This is a genomic window from Paraburkholderia nemoris (genome assembly GCF_905221015.1).
GTDB classification, from domain to species: domain Bacteria; phylum Pseudomonadota; class Gammaproteobacteria; order Burkholderiales; family Burkholderiaceae; genus Paraburkholderia; species Paraburkholderia nemoris.
On sequence record NZ_CAJNBO010000024.1, the window covers coordinates 105117 to 122177 of the forward strand.

13 protein-coding genes are annotated in these 17061 nt (G+C 63.1%); 7 read left to right on the top strand and 6 right to left on the bottom strand.

The window, feature by feature from the left end; genetic code table 11:
- Positions 1-265 precede the first annotated feature (265 nt).
- Positions 266-604, bottom strand: coding sequence for a hypothetical protein (locus tag KHO33_RS30750; protein WP_054038774.1), 339 nt, complete (start codon positions 602-604; stop codon positions 266-268).
- 431 nt (positions 605-1035) lie between these two features.
- On the opposite strand from KHO33_RS30750, the gene KHO33_RS30755 reads away from it, so the two are divergent.
- From KHO33_RS30755 to KHO33_RS30780, 6 genes are read left to right on the top strand one after another with little or no spacing between them, the layout of a single operon-like run.
- Positions 1036-1329 (top strand): EF-hand domain-containing protein, encoded by a 294-nt coding sequence (locus KHO33_RS30755; protein ID WP_054038902.1) that lies wholly within the window; start codon positions 1036-1038, stop codon positions 1327-1329.
- 50 nt (positions 1330-1379) lie between these two features.
- A complete protein-coding gene (locus KHO33_RS30760) occupies positions 1380-2948 on the top strand; it encodes an efflux transporter outer membrane subunit (RefSeq protein WP_200566548.1) in 1569 nt (522 codons plus the stop codon).
- 4 nt (positions 2949-2952) lie between these two features.
- Positions 2953-4098: an efflux RND transporter periplasmic adaptor subunit gene (locus KHO33_RS30765; protein ID WP_200566547.1), complete on the top strand. Its 1146-nt coding sequence runs from the start codon at positions 2953-2955 to the stop codon at positions 4096-4098.
- Entirely contained in the window at positions 4095-7226 is a 3132-nt protein-coding gene (locus KHO33_RS30770; protein ID WP_200566546.1) for an efflux RND transporter permease subunit, read from the top strand. Before KHO33_RS30765 ends, KHO33_RS30770 begins: the two co-directional genes overlap by 4 nt.
- Before the next feature lie 16 nt (positions 7227-7242).
- Positions 7243-7956 carry a response regulator gene (locus KHO33_RS30775; RefSeq protein WP_200566545.1) on the top strand — a complete coding sequence of 238 codons (714 nt, stop codon included), beginning with the start codon at positions 7243-7245 and terminating at the stop codon, positions 7954-7956.
- The gene (locus KHO33_RS30780) at positions 7953-9344 is read left to right on the top strand and encodes an ATP-binding protein (RefSeq protein WP_200566544.1); all 1392 of its coding nucleotides are present in this window, start codon (positions 7953-7955) and stop codon (positions 9342-9344) included. The genes KHO33_RS30775 and KHO33_RS30780 overlap by 4 nt, the downstream gene beginning before the upstream one ends.
- Here the strand turns inward: KHO33_RS30780 and KHO33_RS30785 are convergent.
- The 5 genes from KHO33_RS30785 to KHO33_RS30805 form a co-directional block, all read right to left on the bottom strand.
- A complete protein-coding gene (locus KHO33_RS30785) occupies positions 9289-9555 on the bottom strand; it encodes a hypothetical protein (RefSeq protein ID WP_200566613.1) in 267 nt (88 codons plus the stop codon). The two genes, KHO33_RS30780 and KHO33_RS30785, sit on opposite strands and share 56 nt — an antisense overlap.
- A 272-nt stretch (positions 9556-9827) precedes the next feature.
- A complete protein-coding gene (locus tag KHO33_RS30790) occupies positions 9828-10856 on the bottom strand; it encodes an SGNH/GDSL hydrolase family protein (protein WP_054038764.1) in 1029 nt (342 codons plus the stop codon).
- A 259-nt stretch (positions 10857-11115) separates the two neighbouring features.
- Positions 11116-11430: a DUF3303 domain-containing protein gene (locus KHO33_RS30795; RefSeq protein WP_054038762.1), complete on the bottom strand. Its 315-nt coding sequence runs from the start codon at positions 11428-11430 to the stop codon at positions 11116-11118.
- Between the two features lie 129 nt (positions 11431-11559).
- Positions 11560-12480 carry a DUF72 domain-containing protein gene (locus tag KHO33_RS30800; RefSeq protein ID WP_054038760.1) on the bottom strand — a complete coding sequence of 307 codons (921 nt, stop codon included), beginning with the start codon at positions 12478-12480 and terminating at the stop codon, positions 11560-11562.
- A gap of 36 nt (positions 12481-12516) precedes the next feature.
- Complete coding sequence (locus KHO33_RS30805; RefSeq protein ID WP_200566543.1) at positions 12517-15207, bottom strand: hybrid sensor histidine kinase/response regulator; 2691 nt, start codon at positions 15205-15207, stop codon at positions 12517-12519.
- A 455-nt stretch (positions 15208-15662) separates the two neighbouring features.
- Here KHO33_RS30805 and KHO33_RS30810 point away from each other — a divergent pair, with 455 nt between their 5' ends.
- On the top strand, positions 15663-16895 hold the full coding sequence (locus KHO33_RS30810; RefSeq protein ID WP_200566542.1) for a DUF2252 domain-containing protein: 1233 nt from the start codon (positions 15663-15665) through the stop codon (positions 16893-16895).
- The last annotated feature ends 166 nt before the right edge of the window (positions 16896-17061 follow it).

Below are 17061 nucleotides of genomic sequence, written 5' to 3' on the forward strand. Positions count from 1 at the left end.
CGTTTCGTGGGACACAAGCTACCGATTGCCGGGAATCCAGCGCGCGGCCAAACCGGTTCAATGGGCGACTCAGCGCGCCGCGCAAGCGGACCAACCCGTTCTCACGCGGCGCGCCGGCCATTCTTCAGCACAACGGGAATTCACCAGGCGTTCTTGCGTACAGCATGTCCTATGCTGGTTCAACGGCTATTTTTGTAATCAAAATGTCGGATCCGTTTGTGCTGACAGCGCTGGGATGGCCCGTCGCGACTCGGATTCGGCACATTTAACGCGGCACCACCATCACGGGTTGCGCGTAGCTCACGGCAGGGGCGGGCACGATCGCATAGTTGGTCGGTGCGGGCACCACGACCGTCGTGTAAAGGGGGGCGGGTTTCGGAGGCAACGGTACGGGCGTGCCGACCGCTACGGCAACGGGAATTGGAGCCGGCGGAGGCGCCACCACATAGACCGGCTTGACCGGCGCGTAGTAATAGACAGGGCGCGGCGGCGGCGCGTAGACCACGGCAGCCGGCATATAGACGACCACCCGGGCGAACGCCGTCGACGAACAGGCGAGACCGATGGCGGTGAAGGTAGAGGCGCAGACGAGACGAATACTCACTTGATACTCCTGAGACGTTGAGCGGTGCGGAGCGTCTTCTGGTGAAGAAGCCGTGCGACTGGTTCGGATTGCTTGAGAACCCTTCCGAACCGTTGAGGCGCCGCGCTTGATGCACTTGATGCACTTGCGGCACTGGTAGCGCCGGCAGACGAAAGATACGCAAACCGCCCTGAAAACGGCAGCGCGAACTTATTTCATTCAATGTCGCGTGAAAGTAGGTCTGAGATAAGCGTGCAGGTGTATGAAGCGCATGCTGTGTTGCGACGACAGCGAGAACGTGTGCTGCTCAGGCGCCACGAAAAGCCATGACATAAGTCGACATGATTCTCAAATTGCCTTCCGGCGGCACATCCTCAAGAATTCGGCCTGTCATCGAACGGATCGCGGCGGTTTGCAGGCGACGCACGATGGCTCAATCGAAGGAGTCAGTCATGAAGAAGTTTCTCGCCGTTGTGCTGCTGTGCTGCGCATCCACCGTCACGTTCGCCCAAACGGCCGCACCGCAGGGCGCCAACCCGCAGCGCATGGAGCGCATGGCGCAGCAGTTGCAAACGCGCTTTGCGAATGCCAACACCACGCACGATGGCAAGCTCACCCGGGAACAGGCCGCCGCCGGCATGCCGATGGTCGCCAAGCATTTCGATGAAATCGACACGCAGAAGGCGGGCTACATCACGCTGCCGCAGATCGCGGCATTCATGCAGGAACGCGGGGCAGCGCACTGAGCCGCGCGGGCATCGGCGGGATCGTAGGATATTTGACGCCTCAATGCGTGATGAAACCAGCCACGTCCTGCCGCCTGTCTATCGCCTGTGCGCTGATCGTATCGATGAGCGTGGCGCTGACGGGTTGCGTGACGGTCGGCCCCGACTTCAAACAGCCGGACGTGACGCTCGAAAACCAGTGGCTCGAAAGCCTGGCAGGCGAGGCGCAGACCGCGCCCGGTGCTCAGGCAGCCTGGTGGACGGCATTCAACGATCCGGTGCTGAGCGCGCTGGAACAGCGTGCGTATGAACGCAATCTGTCGCTGCAAGTGGCGGGCTTGCATATCTTCAAGGCGCGCGCGCAACTCGCGACCAGCGCGGAGAATCTGCTGCCGCAATCGGGCAGCGTGTCGGTTGGCGCGGACCATATCAACACCAGCGGCGTCGGGCCGATTCCGCCAACGCATCTGTGGGCCGAACATCTGCGTGTGAACGTGGGCTGGGAAATCGATTTCTGGGGCAAGTACCGCCGCCAGATCGAATCGGATCGCGCGCAACTGCGCGTTTCCGAAGCCGCGTATGACAACGCGCTCGTGTCGCTGTTCGCCGACGTCGCCAATGCGTACATTGATCTGCGCGCGCTCGAACAACGTATCACGGTGGCGCAGCAAAACCTGAAAGCGGTGCAGCAGAGTCTCACGCTGACGCAGGCGCGCTACAAACGCGGTGCGTCGAGTCAGCTCGACGTCGAACAGGCCGCCACGCTCGTGGCTGAAACCGAGGCGCAGATTCCGCCGCTCATCAAGGCGCGCGCGCAAGACCGCGACACGCTCGCGGTGCTGCTCGCCGATCCCCCCGACGCAGTCGATGCGCAACTCAAAGGCAGCAGCGCAATTCCGGTGCCGCCGACACAGATCGATGTCGGTATTCCAGCCGATCTGCTGCGCCGCCGTCCCGATGTACGCCAGGCCGCGCTCAACGCGGCGGCGCAATCGGCGCTGATCGGCGCGGCCAAGGCGAAGCTGTATCCGTCGCTATCGTTGACGGGACTGTTCGGGCTTTCGTCGGGCGAACAGCATGGCATCGGACTATCGCAGTGGGGCAGCAAGACGATCGGTCTCTTCTCCGCGGGCATCACGCTACCGATCCTCGATCGCGGCCAGTTGAAGAACGCCGTGCGGATTCAGGATGCGGCTTTCCAGGAGGCCGTGCTCGACTATCAGAACACGGTGCTGCAAGCACAGAAAGAAGTGGAAGACGCGATTGCCGCACTGCGGACCTCGCTCGACGCGCTGGCGGCGTCGTCGCGTGCGTCCGATGCGTCGCAGCGCGCGTTGAAGCTCGCCAATATCCAGTATCGCGCGGGATCGGTCACGTACGACACGGTGCTCGACGCATCGCGTTCGATGCTGCGCGACGGCGATTCGCTCGCGCAGAACCAGGGGATCGCCGCGCTTGCGGCGGTGTCCTTGTATCGCGCCTTGGGTGGCGGCTGGGAAGTGGCCCAGGGGCAGCAGGTGGTAAGCGAACAGATCGCCGAACAGATGGCGCAGCGCACGGACTGGGGGCGCTTACTGAACCCGCCGGCGAATTCCGCGCTGACGCGCGCCAGTGGAGGCCAGCTCGAGAATGGGAAATAAGAACATGAAAAACAGGAGCGGGGCGCAGCGTAGCGTGGCAAACACGCACCTGCGAGCGAGATTTTGCATCGTGCTGGCAGCGGCAATGGCGCTGGCCGCGTGCCGCGACGGCAGTGCGCCTGCTGCACAATCGGCGCAATCGGCGCAAGCCGCGTCTCTCCCGCAAGTCAGCGTGATGCGGCCGGTGCAGCGCGAGGTGCGCGAACAACTCGATCTGAGCGGCACCGTCGCGCCCTCGGCGACCGTCACGCTAATCGCGCGCGTGCAGGGCGTGCTGAAGGAAATCGGCTTTGCCGATGGTGCTTACGTCAAGCAAGGGCAGGTGCTGTTTCGCATCGAGCCTGATACGTATCGCGCGCAACTGACCTACGACCAGGCCGCGCTCGACAACGCCGACCAGGAACTGGTCCGCCAAAAACAACTCACGTCCGATAACGCGACCTCCGAATCGACGCTGCAAAAAGCCCAGACCACACGCGACCAGGCGCTCGCCAAACGCGACATGTCGCGCATCAATCTCGCTTACACGGAAATACGTGCGCCGTTTGCGGGCCGCATCGGCGCACGTGCATTCGACGTCGGCAATCTGGTGGGTGCGTCCGACTCTACCAAGCTCGCTACGTTAGATCGCATTCAGCCGGTGTATGTGAATTTCACACTCAACGAGCGCGACGCCAACCGCATCGGGCTTTTCACGAAGCCACCCCGCACGGTACGCGTCAATGTGCTCGGCGCAGCCGCGGGCCAGGGGCAAGGGCAAGGTGAGGACGCCGCGCTCGAATTTGTCGACACACGCGTCGATCCGAACAGCGGGGCGGTCAAGCTGCGCGCGGATATTGCCAATCGGGACGCACACCTGATTCCCGGCATGTCGGTCGAAGTGCATATTCCGGCAGGCGCGCCGCAAAACGTGCTGCTGGTGCCGGACACGGCATTGCTGCGCGATCAGGCGGGTGCGTCCGTGCTGATCGTGAACGGCGCGGGTGTGATCGAAAAACGCGCGGTGGTCACCGGCGGCTTGTACGGTTCGCAGCGGGCGATCACCTCGGGTCTCACTGCGAACGACCAGGTCGTGACCGGCGGTGCGCTGGCTGTCGCGCCCGGCGCGAAGGTGCAGGTGGTCGCCGCTGCGGCGCAGGGCCAGTCATGATCCGCTTCTTCGTTGAGCGGCCGGTCCTTGCCAATGTGATCGCGTTGATCGTGATGCTGCTCGGCGCGGTCGCGCTGATCAACTTGCCGATCGCGCAATATCCGCCGATCACGCCGCCGACCGTGCAGGTTGTCGCGCGCTTTCCCGGTGCGAGTGCCGCGACTGTGATCGACCGCGTGGCGCTGCCGATCGAAACGCAGGTCAATGGCGTTGAATACGCGCTGTACATGCAATCGACCAGCACCAATGACGGCACCTACACGCTCACGGTCACCTTCGCCGTCGGCACGGATGTCGATAAAGCGCAGGTGCTGGTGCAAAACCGCGTGTCGGCTGCCACCGCGCAATTGCCGCAAGCGGTGCAGCAGCAAGGCGTGACCGTGCGCAAACGCTCCACGGCGATTCTGCAGTTGTACACGCTGCAGTCGCCTGATCCGAAATACGATTCGCTGTTTCTGAGCAACTACGCGGTGATCTATCTGCGCGACACGCTCGCGCGTTTGCCGGGTGTGGGCGACGTCACCGTGTTCGGCACCGGGCAGTACAGCATGCGCGTGTGGCTCGATCCGCAGAAGCTGAGCGAACGCGGTCTGACGGCCGCCGATGTGATGCAGGCGATCCAGAGCCAAAGCAAGGACGTTAGCGCCGGCCAGCTCGGTTCAGAGCCGAACGCGGGCGGCCAGGCGTTCCAGCTCACGGTGACGATGCAGGGCGCGCTGTCCGATCCGCACGAGTTCGACGACATCATCGTCAAAGCCGATTCGAACGACGGTGGCCACTTCGTGCGCATTCGCGATGTGGGTCGCACCGAACTCGGTTCGTCGAGCTATGGGCAATTCTTCAATCTCGACGGCAAACCGGCTGCGGGCATTGCCATCTATCAACTGCCGGAAGCCAACGCGCTGGAAGTCGGCAATGCCGTGAAAGCGACCATGGCACGGCTTGCCAAGGACATGCCGAAGGGCGTCAGCTATCAATTGCCGTTCGATACGACGACCTTCGTGCGGCAATCCGTGATCGACGTGTACAAGACGCTGTTCGAGGCCGCGCTGCTGGTGCTCGCGGTGATCCTGCTGTTTCTGCAGAACTGGCGCGCGATGCTCGTGCCCGCCACGACGATTCCGGTGACGATCATCGGCACGTTCGGCGCGATCTACATGCTCGGCTTCTCGATCAACCTGCTGACGTTGTTCGCGATCGTGCTGGCAATCGGCATCGTGGTGGACGACGCGATCGTGGTGGTGGAAGGGATTACGCAGCATATCGAGCAGGGCAAGACGCCGAAGCAGGCGGCCATCGACGCGATGCACGAGTTGCTCGGGCCGATCATCGGCATCACACTGGTGTTGATCTCTGTGTTCCTGCCATCGGCGTTTCTTGGCGGCGTCACGGGCCAGATGTACCGGCAATTCGCGCTGGTTGTCGTCGCAACGACCATCATCAGCGCGATCAACGCGGTGACGCTCAAGCCGGTGCAAAGCGTGCGCTGGCTGCGGCACGCGCGGCCCGGCAAGCCGAACATCGTGTATCGCGTGTTCGACAAGGGGTACGCCCGTGTCGAAAAGGGCTATGTGCGCATCGTGTCGTGGTTCGTGCAGCGCTGTGGCCTCGCGCTCGGCATCGCGCTGGTGCTCGGCGCGGCGTCTGCGTTTCTGCTGACGCGCGTGCCCACCAGCTTTATCCCGCTCGAAGATCAGGGCTATATTCTGATCGCCGCGCAACTGGCCGATGCCGCTTCGCTCGGCCGCACGCGCGAGGCGAGCACGCAGATAGAAAAGCGCATCGGCGCGATTCCCGGCGTGAGCCATGTGGTGTCGATCGGCGGCATCTCGCCGCTCGATAACAACGCCTCGCTGCCGAATTCCGCGCTGATCTACGTCACGCTCGACGACTGGAGCAAGCGCGGCAAAGGCGAGGACCTGCGTTCGCTGTATTTGCGCATGAATAGCGAACTCGCGAAACTGCCTGACGTGCGCTCCGTGGTGATCGTGCCGCCGCCGATCCAGGGCCTCGGCAATAGCGGCGGCGTGCAGATGCAGGTGATGCTAACCGACGGCTCGCAAAACTATCAGCGTTTGCAGGACGCCACCGACGCGCTGATCGCCAGCATCTCGAAGCGGCCCGAACTGCAGCGCGTGTTCAGCCCATTTCGCGCGTCGGTGCCGACCGTCGAACTCACGCTCGATCGCGCCAAGGCCGAGTCGCTGCAGGTGCCGGTCGGCAACGTGTTCGACCTGCTGCAGGATTACGTCGGCTCGAGCTATGTGAATCAGTTCACGACGTTCAACCACACGTTCCCCGTGTTCGTTCAGGCCGACGGCGCATTTCGCCGCGAAACCGACGACATCCGCCGCTTGCAGATTCGCAGCAATAGCGGCCATATGGTGGAGCTGGGCACCTTCATCGATGCGCATACGAGCGTCGGCCCGGCCGTGGCGACGCTGTATAACCTCGCGCCGGCCGCGGCCATCAATGGCAATCCGGCGAACGGCTATAGCACCGGTCAGGCGATCGCCGCGTTCGAACAGGAAGCCGCACGCGTGCTGCCTGCGGGTATCGGTTACGAATGGACCGCGATGTCGTATCAGGAGAAACTGGTCGGCAATTCGGCCTATTGGGTGTTTGCCGTGGGCGTATTGCTGGTGTTCTGCGTGCTGGCCGCGCAATACGAAAGCTGGTTGCTGCCGGTGGCGGTCGTGCTCGCCGTGCCGCTGGCGTTGCTCGGTACAGCCGGTACGCTCGCCATGCTCGGGGCCGCCAACAACCTCTACACGCAGATCGGGCTCGTGCTGCTGATCGCGCTGTCGGCGAAGAATGCGATTCTGATCGTCGAGTTCGCGCGGCATCTGCGTGCGCAAGGTGTGGGCATTGCCGAGGCCGCGGTGGAAGCGGCGCGCTTGCGGTTCCGGCCGATCATGATGACGTCGTTCGCGTTCATTCTCGGCGTGGTGCCGCTCGTGATCGCCACCGGCGCGAGTGCGAGCGCACGCCGTTCGCTCGGGATTGCGGTATTTTCGGGGATGCTCGCTTCAACCTGCATTGCCGTGCTGTTCATTCCGTCGTTCTACGTGCTGTTGCAGCGCCAGGCCGAACGGCACGCGGCGCGGCACGCACAGTCCGACGCTTAAACCGAGGAGCTTTCGTATGGAACGCCCCGCCAAAATCATCGTGCTCGACGACGAAGCCGAACTGCGCAACATGCTGCAGCGTTTTCTGCGTGGGCATGGCTTCGAGGTCCGGATCGCGGAGGACGGCAAGCGGCTCGACCGCTATCTCGAGCGTGAGCCGTTCGATCTGCTGGTGCTCGATCTGATGATCGGCGAAGAGGACGGCCTTGCCATCTGCGCCCGGTTGCGCGAGCAAGGGCAGACGCTGCCGATCCTGATGCTGACCGCGAAGGGCGATCCGCTCGACAGGGTGCTCGGCCTCGAAACCGGTGCCGACGACTACCTCGCCAAACCCTTCCTGCCGCGTGAACTGGTGGCGCGGATCAATGCGCTGCTGCGCCGCCAGAAGATCGCCTCGGGCGATGTCACCGTGACTTCGCAGAGCGTGCGCTTCGGCGATTTCAGTCTCGATGTCGGCAAGCAGGAGTTGTCGCGTACCGGCGAGCTGCTGGAGATTCATTCGGCGCAGATGTTGCTGCTGGTCGCGTTGGCCTCGTCGCCGAACCGGCCCGTGAGTCGTGACAATCTGCTGGCGCGCGCCCGTGGACGTGATCACGATGCGCTCGATCGCAGCATCGACGTGCAGGTGCTGCGGCTCAGGCAGATCATCGAGGACGACCCGTCGAAGCCGCGCTTCATCAAGACCGTATGGGGCGTTGGCTACATGCTGGTCGCGGACGTCGACTCATGACCCGCGCGTGGCTGCAGAGGGCGCTGCCTAAGACGCTGCTGGCGCGCAATATCCTCTTGCTGATCGTGCTGGTGATGCTGAGCCAGCTCTGCGCGCTTGCGGTGTTGCTGCACTATGTGCAGCGGCCCCGCGTCGAACGGGCGGCCACGGTGTTCGCCACTTACGTGACGACGCTCGATAGCCTGCTTCAAGCCACGCCGCCGGGCGCGCGCGCCCAATTGACGGCACGTCTCGACGCTCGCACGCAACTACCCGCCGATGCCGCCCTTGAACCGCCGCCCAGTCTGATGCGCGCTTACCGCACGTATCAGCGCAACGTGTTTCTCGAGAGTTTGCGCGAGCATCTGCCCGCCGACATGCCTGCGCTCTGGCAGTCTGAAGGCGGTCAACGCTTGTGGATTCGCATGCATGCGCCGGCCGATGCGCCGCACACGCCGTACTGGATCGCGCTGCCGATTCCCGAGGACGCGCAAGGCAACGGACTCGACGCCGCGATTCTGTTGTCGCTCGGTTTGGGCGCGCTGGCGGCGCTGACCGGCTACGTGATCCAGCGCCACCTCAACCAGCCGCTCCAGGCGTTGACGCAGGCGGCGCGCCGCGTGAGCGCCGGCGAAACGCCCGCACCGTTGTCGACCGACGGTCCCGTTGAGATCGCCACGGTAAGCAGCGCTTTCAATCAGATGACGCATGCATTGCAGCAGGCCGAGGCGACGCGCGCGCTGATGCTGGCGGGCATCTCGCACGACATCCGCACGCCGCTCACCAAGTTGCGGCTCTCGATGGCCATGGCGATGCCGGACGGCAGCGACAGCAGCTTCGTGGTCGCCGCCGAGGGATATCTGGACCAGATCGAGACGATCTTGCAGCAGTTCATGGACTACGCCGGCAGCGGCGAGCGTGAGGCGCCTGAGCCCGGCGATCTCAACGCATTGGTCGAGCGGCTGGCCGGCGATTTCGCCGGGCTGGGTCATGAGTTCGAACTCTCACTCGCGGTTCTGCCCGCGGTTGCCTACCGGCCGATCAGCATGATGCGGCTGCTGATGAACCTGATGCAGAACGCGATCGTCTATGGCGGCACTGGGTTCTCCGTGCGGAGTTGGGCCACGCGCGAAGCCGTCTATGTCGCGGTGGGCGATCGCGGCAAAGGTCTTTCAGCGGAGGAGTTGGAGCAACTGAAAGCGCCGTTTCAGCGTGGCCGCAATGCTCGCGCGCATAGCGGCGGCACCGGGCTGGGGCTGGCGATTGTCGAACGGATTGCGCGGCTGCACGGCGGCAGCCTGCAGTTTCATGCGCGCGAGGGCGGCGGGTTGGAAGTGTGGGTGGTGTTGCCGCTCACTCCCGGTCCAGCCACGCATCCAGTCCTACCCGGAAGGCCACGCCAGCAATGACCGGCACGGTCAGCATGAGGATGATGCCGAAGTTGGGAATCTCGTCGCCGTAAGTAATCGGACCGTAGAGCACGACGGTCGCAACGATCGCGAAGACGATGACGCCGATTGCAACCATCATAAGATTGCGCGCCACCATGGGCAGCTCCTTGCGCTTAGCCTTGCCCGGCGTGGTGCTGGTAGTGGGGACTTCGTCGTGTTGGGCGGGCATGATGGTTCTCGTGGCAGGAAAGGCAATGACAGATGGTTCGGCGAAACGTGATGCCGAATCGAACGCCGGCCAGCGCGCGATTGGCATCATACCAGGGGTCGTTCGTGCCGCACACATACACAAACATCCCTAACACTAACCTATCACACGCCAGACGAAGCGCAAGTCGCAGGAATTGATCGGGAACGCAGGACATCGGCGCGTCGCCACCCACGCGCCTCGTTTCGGAGAACCTGACGATTCTGTCAGCGCCTCGTCATCGTTCTGAAGGCTCAGTGCCCAAGACCGGTGCTGGCGATCTGCTGCTCGACGAACTTGGCGAACAGCGCATGCAGATGCGTCGTCGGATGAAGGTCGTCGGCGAACATGTAGGTCTGGTCGGCATTGGCCGTCACATAGGTCGCCGGCGAGCACAGCAATGCCGTGTCATCCGGCGTTTTCTTGGGGTCGCAGGCTTGGGCCGTGTTTGCCACGACGAAGCCATTGGCCTGAAAGTTCGCGATGATCTGGTCTACCCATGTATAGGAATCGATCTGAATGACCTTGCCTTGCAGGCCATCGGCCTGCAAGGCAGCGTTCAGGTCCTGGTTGAAGAGTTGCGATAGCTGGGTCAGATTGGCCCCGCCGTCAGCCGCCGCGAGGCCTTTGGGCGACAGACCGACGTTCGGAACATTGACCACCACCACATGCGTGGCGCCGTTCTGAACGATTTGCCCGACAAGCTGAGCGAGGGTGGTTGCGGCGGTTTGCACGGTCGGCGCCGCGGCCGGCAGCGAACCGGCGCGAAGCACGTCGTTCGCGCCGGCCCAAACCAGAACCAGTTGACCGGAATTGAAACTCCCGTGCGTGGACAGATAGCTTGAAACCTGCTGATTGACCGGCATTTCGACATTGCCGATCACGTCGGTAAGAAAATCGTTCTGGTTGGCAGGCGTCGCCACCGTGGAGCCGCCCTCGGCATAGCCGAGACCGCTTTGCGCGCTCAACTTATGCGTGATGTCGATCGTAAACGCGGCGCTTAGCGAGCCGCCGTAATATTGCGCGACGTTCTGAGTCCACACCTGGCCCGGATTGGTCGTGAAACGCCCGCCACCCACCGCGCTCGCGAGCGGCGCATAGGTCCCGACGTCCGACAGGCTGTCGCCGAACGAGACAACTTGCAGATTCACGCCGCCCGGCGGCGTGGCTGCGCTACTGCCATTACTCGAGCTGCCTCCGCCTCCACCGCCGCCGCATGCGGTCAATAGCGACATCATCGTGGCAAGAATTACAGCACGTACCGTGTCTTTGCTTCCCTGCATAGCGCCTCCCCACAGATTGAACGGGCGTTTGCCCTATGTGGCGGACGTAGCGCCAGCCTGCATATCGTTCTCTCGACAGTACTTCCCGGTCAGCAAAAAGGATGCCTTATCGTCCTGATTGCACAATATCGACGGGGAATTGAGGCTGCGCCGGATCGGCGAAAGAGGATTGACGGTGCCCTGCGCTGGGCGGCACCTCAAAAAGGAGGACCGTGTCTCGGGTTCACTCGCCGTGAAGGCGGCCTGATCCTCCCGGATGTCACTTACTTTTCAGTCCGTCTCGCCAGGCGATCGCTTCGAGTTCGACCCGGACTGCGTCCTCGACGGCAACTACGGGGTGCGCCCGAAATTCAAATGCAGGGAATGTCGAGCAAACCTTATGAACCGCCAACGGATCGTCGCAGTCAACCAGCATGTGGCCACCCCAATCTCCCACACGCACCACGAAAAACTCGATCTTGAAGTTGTCTGGCGCCTGCCACTGACTAAACACATCGAGGATTCGCTTCTGGGCATTCTCGTACTCGACAGGCGAACCTTGTGTGCGTTCGAACCAGCTAATCATGTACTTCATCGCCGTCCTCCTTTCAAACATTGATGTCGCCAGAACGCTTGCCGTTTGGACGGGCTAGCGAATCAGCAAGCTACAACTTGAGCAGCGGCGACGAATGCTCATTGCTTTTGGCCCTTCTTATGCCCCGCTTCAAGGCGGGTTTGTGTTCGCCCCCAGGATGCTCATTAACGTCTTCGCGTTGCGCTGCCCCTGGTCCTCGAAGCAGTTATTGAAGATGACGTGGGTACGGCCGGCCCGCGTCGCGATTGCGCGGATCGAGGGGGCCAGTTCGGTCAGCTCGTCGTCGCTGTAGTCGTAGTCGAAGCGATCGGCCGCGCTCGCCGCGCCCGTTGCGCTCCATGTCTGCGTATTGCGGCCGTGCAGACGCACCATTGCGAGCTCAGGATGGGTTGCTTCCCAGATGGTGTGCACGCGGTTCGTCACATCCGGCGGCGCATCGACGATCACGTGAACGAGGCTACGCTCGCGCAGAAAGTCGAGCGTCCACGGCGCATGCTGATCGTCGAACCAGGATTGATTGCGAAACTCGGCGGCCATCATATAGCCCGCCATGCGCGCGCGGCATTCTTCGACGAGCGCGAGACCGTCCGGCGCGCGAGTAATCCACGGCGCGAACTGGAACAGCACCGCGCCGAGCCGGCCGCTCGCGCGCAACGGTTCCAGTGCTTCCAGATAACGTCGCCACAATTCGTCGAGGATCTCGGCGGGCATGTCGCGGTAGTAGACGTTCTTCTTGCGCGGACCCGTGATGCCTTCCGGCAGCGCCATCGCAATGTCTTTCGGCAGGACGTCGGGCGAAGTCTGATGCCCGGTAAAAAGCCGGAACGCCTTGAAGTTGAATGTGAAGCCTTCCGGCGTGCGCTCGGTCCACAACTGCGCGTTGCTGGCCGACGGCATAGCGTAGTAGGCCGAATCGACTTCGACCAAGGGAAATTGCGATGCGTAAAAGCGCAGTCGGGCTTCAGCGCTGCTGCTGCCGGGCGGGTAAAACCGCTTGCAGGCGATCAGCGTTTTGTCGGTCCAGCCTGCGGTGCCGCAGCGGATGTCCATCGGAGTCAAGGTGGTTGTTGCCGCGCATAGGCGAGCCTAGGAAGCCGCCTCCGTGTGATCGAGCCACTCCGCGAGTTCGCGCCGCAACTGCGAGATATCGAGTGGCTTGCCGAGCATCCGTGCGCCGGGAATGGTGTCGCCGATCTCGGCGTTCTCTCCATAACCCGACACCAGCAACACGCGGATGTCCGGCTGCCGACTCAGCACCGCGCGCGCCAGGTTGTCGCCGGACATGCCGGGCAAGGTCAGGTCAGTGAACAGGACGTCGAAACGTTGCGCGGGCACTAGCGGCAGTGCTTCTTCGGCGCTTCCGACCGCGGTGCAGTCGAGCCCTAGCGCGCCGAGCAGGTCGCAGAGCGCGTCGCGCGAATCGGTGTCGTCTTCGACCAGCAGCACGCGAGCCGGCGTGCCGGGTGGGTGCGACGACGGACTTGCCACGTAATCCGCCAGCGAATTCGCCGGGGCATGCGTGTGCACGAGCGGTTTTTCATCCGATGCGGTAGGCGTGTGCAGGCTTTCGCGCGGGATGGACGTTTCGGCTGCACTGGCCGGATCGTAGACCGTGCGCGGCACGCAGGGGGAAATCTGCCCGTCGCTTACGCTGGCAACACCGGCGCCGCGCAGCACGCTGCGCACCTTGCGCGCGAGATCGTCGCGCCGGTAAGGCTTGGACAGCAGCGTGATGCCGGCGTCGAGCTTGCCGTGATGAACGATCTCGTCGCGCGTATAGCCCGAGGTGAAGAGTGTCGGCACGCTGGGCGAGCGCGCCGCGGCACGCTGCGCCAGTTCCACGCTTTTCACCTGGCCGGGCATCACGACATCGGTAAACAGCAGATCGATCGGCACGTCGCTGTCGATGAATTCGAGCGCCGCGTCGCCACTCGATGCGGTCAGGACTTTATAGCCGAGTTGCGCGAGCATTTCGACGGCGGTCAGGCGCACATCCGCATCGTCTTCGACCACCAGAATCGTTTCGCCGCCACCCACCGGCGCCGAGGTCTGATCGACGGCTTCGACTGTTTCCGGCTCGCAGCAGCGCGGGAAAAACAGCGAGACGGTGGTGCCGCGGCCCACTTCACTGTCGATCAGCGTATGGCCGCCGCTTTGCCTGACGAAGCCGAATACCATGCTTAAGCCGAGACCCGTGCCGTGGCCGTCGGGCTTGGTCGTGAAGAACGGTTCGAACACGCGCTCCAGGATTTCGGGTTTCATGCCGGTGCCCGTGTCGTTGACCGAGAACACGACGTATTCGCCTGGCGAGAGCTCCGGCTTGCCGCGGCAAAACGCAGGGTCCAGCACGCGGTTCGTCGCGCGCACGGTGAGCGTACCGTCGGCCTGCATCGCGTCGCGCGCATTGATCGCAAGATTGAGCAGGGCGTTTTCGAGTTGATTGCGATCGGCCTGCACATTCCACAGATCGTCGCTCAACACCGTTTCGATCTTGACGGTCTCGCCGAGCGCGCGGTGCAGCATCTCGCTCATGCCGGCAAGCAGGCGGCGCGGATTCAGCACGGTAGGCGAGAGCGGCTGGCGGCGCGCGAAGGCGAGCAGATGCGCGGCCAGTTTCGCGCCGCGTTTGACGGCATCCGTCGCGGCGGACAAACGCCGCAGCGTGGTCGGACTCTCACCGGCGTCGGCAGCGAGCATCTGCAGATTGCCGTTGATCACTTGCAGCACATTGTTGAAGTCGTGCGCGACGCCGCCTGTGAGGCTGCCGATCGCTTCCATCTTCTGCGCCTGGCGCAACTGCTCTTCGGCGATCGCCCGTGCGGCGACTTCATCGGCGACGCGTTGTTCGAGCGTTTCGGTCAACTGGCGCAGCGATTGTTCGGCGATCTTGCGTTCATGGATGTCGATCAGCACGCCGGGAAAGCGCGTCGGTTCCCCGTGTTCGTCGAACTCGCACTGGCCGTTTGCCTGCACCCACATGTACTCGCCATCGGGGCGGCGAATCCGGTATTCGGCGCGAAACGGCTGGCCGGTGCGCATCGCTTCGACCGTCAGGCGGTCGTTGAGCGACTGGTCGTCAGGATGGATCACCCGCGTCGTGGCATTGCGTTCAAGCCCTTTCGCGGTCTCTTCCAGTGGAAACGAAAAGGTGCGCGCGAAACGTTCGTCACCGGTGACGGTGCCGGTGCGTGCATCGAGCACCCACGTGCCGAGCACCGCGCCGGTATTGAGCGCGAGTTGCAACCGTTCGTTGGTTTCGCGCAGTTCAGCCTCGGCATGTTGCCGCCAGCGTTCGGTGAGTACGCGCGTGGTGGTTTCGACGACCATCGCAAGGACGCCGGCGGGTGCGCCGCTGTCGTCGGCGACCGGGCTGTAGTAGAGGTCCATCCAGACGTCTTCGGGCTTGCCGTCGCGCAGCAGGACCAGTTCCTTGTCGCGATACGACAGCGTGCCGCCGGCCAGACATGTCGTCATCACATGACGGTTGAAATCGGCGACCTCCGGCCAGCCGTGTTCGACCGGACAGCCGAGCAGATACGGATGCCTTCCGCCTGCGAATATCGCGTAGGCGTCGTTGTAGATCATGTAGCCCGGTTTGCCCCATAGAAGCACGAGGGGCACGGGTGAAGCGAGCAGCATCTGAACGGTGGCGGTCAGACTGCGCTGCCAGTTTTCTATCGCGCCGAGGTCGGTCGCCGTCCAGTCGAATTCGCTGATGCGTCGCGCCATTTCCCCGTTCCAGCCGGGGCAGCCATGGTCTTGTGCCGGGAAAGGCATTGCTGCGCTCCACAGAGGTCACGTCAATGAGGGTGTCCCCACTCTGCCGGCGCGCATGGGGCGCGTGAATGTTCAGCAGGAGGCGGGATGAATCTTCTGCCGTGCACAGCGGGCGCGATGCGGCCACGCGGCAGGAATAATTGTAGGTCACAACGCTTGCCCGGTGACGTATCGGAAGGGGCTCTGCGGGTTTAGCCGAACAATCGGCGCGAACCGCCTCGCAACTTTTACCTGCGTTGCTCAAGTCAGCGCGCGCGATCCGGAAAGAAGCGCACGTGTCGCCGGTTTCGACTGCATGTCGGCCGCTTTATTGCGGCATGAACGATGCGCTTGGGGCGTCAGGAAAGCGCCAGGCGTGTTTCGTGCTGCCCGCTCTTGTTCGCTTGTGCCAACGGGCGCATGGTGGGAGTAGAGCGCCATGCCGGATTCGAACTTTAATAAGCACGGACCACACGATGGCAAGGAAAAACATCACACGAAACAAGCTGCCCAAGCCGGACGTACGGCAGGCGCTGTTGATCACGCGCCGCAACGCCAGAATGGCGCGTTCGGCGCATGCCTATGTGCGCGGCAACACGAGCAAATTCTACGAATGGCTCGACGGGATGGAGAGCCACGCGTTGCCCGAAGGTCCGGCGATCTGGATCTGCGGCGATTGCCACACCGGCAATCTCGGGCCGGTCGCCGATGCCGAGGGGCGCGTCGAGATTCTGATTCGCGATCTCGACCAGACGGTGATTGGCAATCCTGCGCACGACCTGATCCGCCTTGGGCTATCACTGGCGACGGCCGCGCGCGGATCGAACCTGCCTGGCCTGACTACGGTGCACATGATGGAAGCGTTGGCGGATGGCTACGAGCGCGCCTTCGACGAGGCGGCCGGCGATGCCGATATCCATGCCGGGAAGCCGGAGGCGGTGAGGGTAGTGATGAAGGAAGCGGTGCGCCGATCGTGGCGTCATCTGGCTGAAGAGCGGATTGAGGATCTCGAGCCGACTATTCCACTTGGCCCGCGTTTCTGGCCGCTCGCGAAGCGCGAGCGGCGCGAGATCGAGGCGCTGTTCGGGAAGGAATCGCTGGCAGAGCTTGCGACGGTGTTGCGCGCCGGCGGCGAGGATGCTGATGTCGAGGTGCTTGACGCGGCGTACTGGGTGAAGGGATGCAGTTCGCTGGGGCGGTTGCGGTATGCGGTGCTGCTGGACATCGACGGCGCCGCGGTGGAAGGCGACGACCTGTGCCTGATCGACATCAAGGAAGCCGCGCAGGCGGCCGCGCCGCGTTATCCCCGAGTGCGCATGCCGAGGGATAACGCCGAGCGGGTGGTGGAGGGGGCGCGGCATTTGTCGCCCTCGCTGGGCGAGCGGATGCGGGCGGCGCGCTTATTGGATCGCGCTGTTGTTATTCGGGAGTTGCTGCCGCAGGATATGAAGTTGACGATTGAGCAGTTGACTCAGGATGAGGCGATGAAAGCTGCGCGCTTTCTTGCGTTGGTGGTGGGGAAGGCGCATGCGCGGCAAATGGATAGCGGCGAGCGCGCGGCCTGGCTCGCGGAGTTGCGGAGGAATCGGTCGAAGACGCTTGATGCGCCTGGGTGGCTTTGGAAGAGTATTTTAGAGTTGGTTAGTAGTCATGCTGTGGGGTATTTGGAGCATTGTCGGAGGTATGCCACTGAGGGGGGCATTAAGTGATTGGTTTTTGCCTGCGCGGCGCTTGTTGTCAGTGCTCTTAGTACTTTGGCCTTTCCTTGTTTTGTTAGTGGTCTATTAGCGTTCCCCCTGTGCGGGGGGGCACCTACTTTTCTTTGCCGCCGCAAAGAAAAGTAGGCAAAAGAAAGCGGCTAGAAGCCCCTGCTAA

Excerpts from the sequence above, each read along its gene's own strand:
- KHO33_RS30755 (WP_054038902.1), top strand. The coding sequence starts at position 1,036 with ATGAAGAAGTTTCTCGCCGTTGTGCTGCTGTGCTGCGCATCCACCGTC.
- KHO33_RS30760 (WP_200566548.1), top strand. The coding sequence starts at position 1,380 with ATGAAACCAGCCACGTCCTGCCGCCTGTCTATCGCCTGTGCGCTGATC.
- KHO33_RS30765 (WP_200566547.1), top strand. The coding sequence starts at position 2,953 with ATGAAAAACAGGAGCGGGGCGCAGCGTAGCGTGGCAAACACGCACCTG.
- KHO33_RS30770 (WP_200566546.1), top strand. The coding sequence starts at position 4,095 with ATGATCCGCTTCTTCGTTGAGCGGCCGGTCCTTGCCAATGTGATCGCG.
- KHO33_RS30775 (WP_200566545.1), top strand. The coding sequence starts at position 7,243 with ATGGAACGCCCCGCCAAAATCATCGTGCTCGACGACGAAGCCGAACTG.
- KHO33_RS30780 (WP_200566544.1), top strand. The coding sequence starts at position 7,953 with ATGACCCGCGCGTGGCTGCAGAGGGCGCTGCCTAAGACGCTGCTGGCG.
- KHO33_RS30785 (WP_200566613.1), bottom strand. The coding sequence starts at position 9,555 with ATGCCCGCCCAACACGACGAAGTCCCCACTACCAGCACCACGCCGGGC.
- KHO33_RS30790 (WP_054038764.1), bottom strand. The coding sequence starts at position 10,856 with ATGCAGGGAAGCAAAGACACGGTACGTGCTGTAATTCTTGCCACGATG.
- KHO33_RS30795 (WP_054038762.1), bottom strand. The coding sequence starts at position 11,430 with ATGAAGTACATGATTAGCTGGTTCGAACGCACACAAGGTTCGCCTGTC.
- KHO33_RS30800 (WP_054038760.1), bottom strand. The coding sequence starts at position 12,480 with ATGGACATCCGCTGCGGCACCGCAGGCTGGACCGACAAAACGCTGATC.
- KHO33_RS30805 (WP_200566543.1), bottom strand. The coding sequence starts at position 15,207 with ATGCCTTTCCCGGCACAAGACCATGGCTGCCCCGGCTGGAACGGGGAA.
- KHO33_RS30810 (WP_200566542.1), top strand. The coding sequence starts at position 15,663 with ATGGCAAGGAAAAACATCACACGAAACAAGCTGCCCAAGCCGGACGTA.